The sequence below is a fragment of the Actinomycetota bacterium genome (assembly GCA_035540895.1).
GTDB lineage: Bacteria > Actinomycetota > JAICYB01 > JAICYB01 > JAICYB01 > DATLFR01.
This window is the reverse complement of sequence record DATLFR010000210.1, coordinates 1-5,670: the sequence shown is the minus strand read 5'-3', so window position 1 is coordinate 5,670 and position 5,670 is coordinate 1. Positions and strand designations below refer to the sequence as shown.

General features: G+C 67.4%; 5 protein-coding genes. All 5 read right to left on the bottom strand.

The features are described 5' to 3' along the window. Positions 1 to 86: 86 nt before the first annotated feature. A complete protein-coding gene (locus VM840_11820; GenBank protein ID HVL82265.1) occupies positions 87 to 1,562 on the bottom strand; it encodes an NADH-quinone oxidoreductase subunit N in 1,476 nt (491 codons plus the stop codon). Positions 1,563 to 1,568: 6 nt separating this feature from the next. Next, on the bottom strand, positions 1,569 to 3,107 hold the full coding sequence (locus tag VM840_11815; protein ID HVL82264.1) for an NADH-quinone oxidoreductase subunit M: 1,539 nt from the start codon (positions 3,105 to 3,107) through the stop codon (positions 1,569 to 1,571). Positions 3,108 to 3,118: 11 nt separating this feature from the next. After that, entirely contained in the window at positions 3,119 to 5,155 is a 2,037-nt protein-coding gene (gene nuoL, locus VM840_11810; protein ID HVL82263.1) for an NADH-quinone oxidoreductase subunit L, read from the bottom strand. After that, positions 5,155 to 5,454 (bottom strand): NADH-quinone oxidoreductase subunit NuoK, encoded by a 300-nt coding sequence (nuoK, locus tag VM840_11805; protein HVL82262.1) that lies wholly within the window; start codon positions 5,452 to 5,454, stop codon positions 5,155 to 5,157. The genes nuoL and nuoK overlap by 1 nt, the downstream gene beginning before the upstream one ends. Before the next feature lie 4 nt (positions 5,455 to 5,458). After that, positions 5,459 to 5,670: NADH-quinone oxidoreductase subunit J (locus VM840_11800; protein HVL82261.1), on the bottom strand; the 212-nt coding region annotated here is incomplete at its 5' end.

Genomic DNA, 5,670 nt, shown 5'->3' with positions numbered 1-5,670 from the left:
GTCACGGCCACCGCGAGCGCGACGAGCACCCAGACCGCCTTGGGCGTGGTCGAGCTGCGTCGGTGGCTCCTCATCGGCTACGACCTCTACGACTGGAAGATGGTGATGCCTGCCGACCGGGCGAAGCTCGCGAACGGCTCCGGGAAGACCCCCAGCACCAGCGTGCCGATGATGCAGATGGCGACGACTGCGGTGATCAGGGGCGGGAACCTAACCGCTCCCACCTCCTCCGGAACCTGCAGGTACATCGCCCTGGCGACCCCCACATAGTAGTAGAGAGAGATCACGCTGTTGACGACCATGACGGCAGCCAGCACGACGGCCATGGTCGAGCCCACCCCCATCGCGGCCAGGAAGACGAAGAACTTCGCGGCCCAGCCCGCCAAGGGCGGGATCCCTCCCAGCGACAGCATGAACCCGGCCAGCGCAGCGGCGTGGAACGGAGCGCGTCGCGAAAGGCCGGCGATGTCGCGGATCAGGAGCGTCGGGTACTGCTTCGACAGACCGATCACGACGGCGAACGCACCCAGGTTCATGACCGCGTAGACCAGCAGGTACATCGCCAGACCGCGCACGAGGCCCGCGTTGCTGCCGGCCATCGGGTCCGTCGAGTAGGGACGGATCAGCGCCAGGGGGATCAGCATGTAGCCCGCCTGTCCGATCGAGGAGTAAGCGAGGAGACGGACGAGGTGGCGCTGGCGCAGGGCCAGGACGTTGCCGACCGTCATCGTCGCGATGGCGAGGCCCCCCACCACCGGACCCCAGAGGCCCGCGAGGTTCGGGACCCCGACCAGCAGCAGGAGCATCAACCCCACGAACCCGGCCGCCTTCGAGGAGACCGAGAGGAACGCGGCCAGGGGCGTCGGGGACCCCTCGTAGGTGTCGGGAGCCCAGAAGTGGAACGGCACGGCCGAGACCTTGAACCCGAACGCGCCGACGATGAACAGCACGCCGACGAGCAGGAGGGGCTCGGCGCCCGCCACCCTCGAGGTCTGCGCGATGCGAGCCAGGTCGGTGGTTCCGGCGAACCCGTAGATGAGCGAGATCCCGTAAACGAAGATCCCGGCCGACAGCACCCCGAAGAGGAAGAACTTCACGGCCGCCTCGTTGGAGCGCGCGTTGCGCTTGCGGATCCCCGCGAGCACGAACCCCGGGACGGAGACGAGCTCTAGGGCGACGAACAGCATGAGCAGGTCGCGCGAGGACGGCATCAGCACCGTGCCGAGGACGGCGCAGAGCATCAGGAAGTAGTACTCGCCCTCGTAGCGGTGCGCGCGCATCGGATGGATGGACAGGAGCACCACGATGGCGGCGGAGCCCAGCATCAACGCCTTGAAGACGAACGCGAAGCCGTCCAGGACGAACATGTGTCCGAGCGTCTGGACCGGCAGCCTCCCGTGGTTCGGCACGAGGAGCGCGGCCGCGACCACGAGCGTGGCGAAGGACAGCCACCCGGCGAGGACGCGGCTACGCCCACGGAGGGCGAGATCGACCATCAGGACGAGGCTCAGCCCCGCCGCGAGGGCGATCTCGGGTCCGATTGCCGCGTAGTCGATCCTCATGCCCCACTAGCCTCCGAACAGCTGGGCGATCCGGCCCACGGCGTCGCTGGTGACGTCGAGCAACAGGCGAGGGTAGACGCCGACCACCAGGATGAGGACGAGCAGGGGCGCCCAGGCCAGCCACTCGAGAGGGGTGACGTCCTTGAAGGAGTGGCCCTCCCACTCGTCCGGGACGTTGCCCAGGTTGACCCGCTGCAGCAGCCACAGGAAGTACCCGGCCGTGAGCAGCGTCCCGATCACGCCGAGGACGGTGAGGATCCGGAAGAGCAGGGTCAGCTCGCCCAGGGCGGGGGCCGGGAACCAGGACCCGAGCAGGGCGAGGAACTCGCCCCAGAACCCGGCGAGGCCGGGGAGGCCCAGGGAGGCGATCGAGGAGTAGGTGAGGATCCCGCCCAGCCACGGGAGCAGGATCAGCATCCCGCCGAGCCTCGGGATGTCCCGGGTGTGGAAGCGCTCGTGCACCGAACCCGCCACGAAGAAGAGCATCCCGGTGATGAGTCCGTGCACCACCATCCCGAGGATGGCGCCGTTGATCCCCCGGTCGGTCAGCGAGGCTATCCCGAGCATCACGAACCCCATGTGTCCGACGGACGAGAAGGCGATGAGGCGCTTCATGTCCGTCTGGGCCAGGCAGGCGAGGGCCGCGTACACGATCGCTATCGCGGCGAGGATCCCGATGAAGGGGGCCCAGACGACGGCGGCGTCCGGGAGGATCGGCAGCGCGATCCGCACGAAACCGTAGGTCCCCATCTTCAGGAGGATCGCGGCAAGGATCACCGACCCGACCGTGGGTGCCTCCGTGTGGGCATCCGGGAGCCAGGTGTGGAACGGCCACATCGGGACCTTGATCGCGAAGCCGAGGAACAGGCCCGCGAAGACCAGGATCCCGAACGTCTCTCCCCAGACGCGGGAGGCACCCAGCTGCTGGAGCGCGAGGATGTCGAAGGTCCGGTCCCCGCCCACCTCCGACCGCAGGTAGAGCGCGATGAACCCCACGAGCATGAAGATCGAACCGAAGAGCGTGTACAAAAAGAACTTGATCGCAGCGTACTCGCGTCGCGGGCCGCCCCATATGGCGATCATGAAGTACATCGGGACGAGCACGAGCTCCCAGAAGATGAAGAAGAGGACGAGGTCGAGGGCGACGAAGCACCCCGCCATCCCCGTCGTCAGGACGAGCATGAGGGAGAAGAAGACCTTCGGGTTCACCGGCTCAGGGAGCCACCTGTAGCTGTAGATCACGCACAGGAACGTGATGAAGAAGGTGAGGACGAACAACAGGTGTGAGATGCCGTCGATGCCGATGTGGTACCGAGCGCCGATCGACGGGATCCACGAGGCGTCCACCTCGTACTGCATCCGGGCCGTGTCCCCGTAGTCGAAGCCGATCGCGATGGCGAGCGCGATGAGGAACGGGATCGCCGTGAAGACGAGCGCCAGCGCCTTGTGCGCGCCGAAAGCCGCCCTCGGGACGGCGAGCATCACCAGCGCGCCGACCAACGGCAGGAAGACCGCCGCCGACAATCCCCAACCTTCGAGCGTCATCTGATCTCCTCCTAGATGAACAGGACGGCGCCGAGGATCACGAGCCCCAGGAACAGGCCCGCGGCGTAGCGCTGTACGTTCCCGGACTGTCCGTACCTCAGGAACCCACCGAACCGGTCCGTGATGCGGGCCGCACCGTTCACGACCCCGTCGATGCCGGCCTCGTCCAGGCGGCGGGTCGCGCGTCCGGCGTGCACGGTGGCGGCTCCCGCCCCGGCGACGATGCGGTCCACGAAGCGCTGGTCGAACCGGTAGATGATCCGGGACAGGCCGTACTGCACGGGCCGGACGAACGCGGTCATGTACAGGTGGTCGATGTAGAAGCGGTTCTCGAGCAGGCGGTACAGGGGGCCGAGTCGCTCGAGCGGGTCCCGCACGCTGAACCCGAACTCGGCCTTCGAGTACATCTTCCAACCGAGCGCGATCCCGGCCAGGGCGATACCGGTGGACAGCACAGCGATCCACGGCACGAACTCCCCGTGCTCGGCTCCCTCGAAGTGGAGCCACTCACCGAACCGGTTCAGGTCGCCGAAGGGGATGCCGAGCCAGCCGACGACGACGCTCAGCACGGCGAGGATTATCAGAGGCCAGGCCATCGAAGGCGGTGACTCGTGGGGTTCGCCGTGGATGGCTCCGTGGTCGTCACCCGCCCCTCCACCTATGGGAGCCCGCCGGTATCGCCCGAAGAAGGTCAGGACGCACGCCCGGGACATGTAGAACGCGGTGAGGAAGGCGGTGATCAGCGCCACGACGAAGACCACGTACTGCAGGTTCGGGATCGCGAAGTGCCGGTGGGTCTCCCAGGCCGCGGCGACGATCTCGTCCTTCGACCAGAACCCGGCCAGCGGGAAGATCCCGGCGAGCGCGAGGGAGCCGACGAGGAACGTCCAGGTCGTCGTCGGCATGAACCGGCGCAGCCCGCCCATGTCGAACATGTCGTTGGAGTGGACGGCGTGGATCACGCTGCCCGCGCCGAGGAAGAGCAGGGCCTTGAAGAAGGCGTGGGTCCACAGGTGGAACACGCCGGCGGTGGCTGCGCCGACCGCGAGGGCGGCCATCATGTAGCCGAGCTGGCTCACGGTCGAGTACGCGAGGACGCGCTTGATGTCCCGCTGGACGACCGCGAGCAGGGCGGCCCCCAGCATGGTGATGGAAGCGATGACCGCGACGACCGTCATCGCCGGCTCGGACGAAGAGAAGAGCTGGAAGAGCCGGGCGATCATGTAGACCCCGGCCGTGACCATGGTCGCCGCGTGGATCAGCGCCGAGACTGGGGTCGGACCCGCCATCGCGTCCGGGAGCCAGACGTGGAGCGGGAACTGGGCGGACTTGCCGACGGCGCCGCAGAACAGCAGGAGCGCTCCCGCCGTGATCGCCAGCTGGGACACGTCTCCGGCCACGACCCGCTCCTGGAGCTCGCCGATGTTGAACGTGCCGGACCCGATGAACAGGACCAGCACCCCGATAACGAAGCCGAGGTCGCCGGTCCGGGTCGTGATGAAGGCCTTGATGGCGGCGCTCGAGTTCTCCTTCTCCTCGAACCAGTGACCGATCAGGAAGTAGGAGCAGACACCCACCAGCTCCCACCCCATGAGCAGCTGAACGAGGCTCGGGGCGACCACCAGCGTGAGCATCGAGCCCGTGAAGAGGTTGATCGCCGCGTAGTACCAGGTGAACCGGCGGTCCCCGTGCATGTAGCCCAGCGAGTAGATCTGCACGAGCAGCGAGATGAAGCAGACGACGACGAACATCATCCCGGTCAGGGTGTCGACGCGGATCCCCAGCTCGAGGTCGACCTCTCCGAAGGTGAACCACGTGACCGTCCGCTCGACCACGTCGTGGCCGCGGATGGCCTCGACGAACGACGCGAGCCCCAGCGCGAAAGCGGATCCTACGGCGAGGAGGCCGACGAAGGCGCCCCGCCCAGGGAGCCGGCGTCCGAAGGCGAGGATGATCGCGAATGCGGTGAACGGCAGGATGGGCACCAGCCACGCCATGTCCCTGACGGCGTGCGAGGCCTCCTCGGCAGCGGGCAGCAGGGGTCCCATCACCACTTCATCAGCTGTAGGTCGTCCACGGCGATCGTCGAACGCTGACGGTACAGGAGCATGATGATCGCGATCCCGACGCCCACCTCGGCGGCCGCGACGGCGATCACGAACAGGGCGACGATGTTGCCCGCCGGGTCGCCGAGGAACTGCGAGAAGACGATCAGGTTGATGTTCGCGGCGTTCATCATCAGCTCGACGGACATCAGCAGCAGGATCCCGTGCCGGCGAGCGAGGACACCGTAGACCCCGACGGAGAACATGAACGCGCTCAGCAGCAGCGGGGCGGCGATGGGCACCGGGTCAGTCCCTCCTCGCGAGGACGATGGCCCCGATCAGCGCGGCGAGCAGCAGCACGGACAGCGCTTCGAACGGGAGGACCCAGTCGGTGAAGAGGCGCTGGCCCAGGTCGGCGGTGGGGAAGGCGTACCTCATCTGCAGCTCGGTGCCTCCGAAGGCGGTGACGATGCCCACCGCCGACCTGGGCCAGCGCCTCTTCACCGACTGGGTCCTCC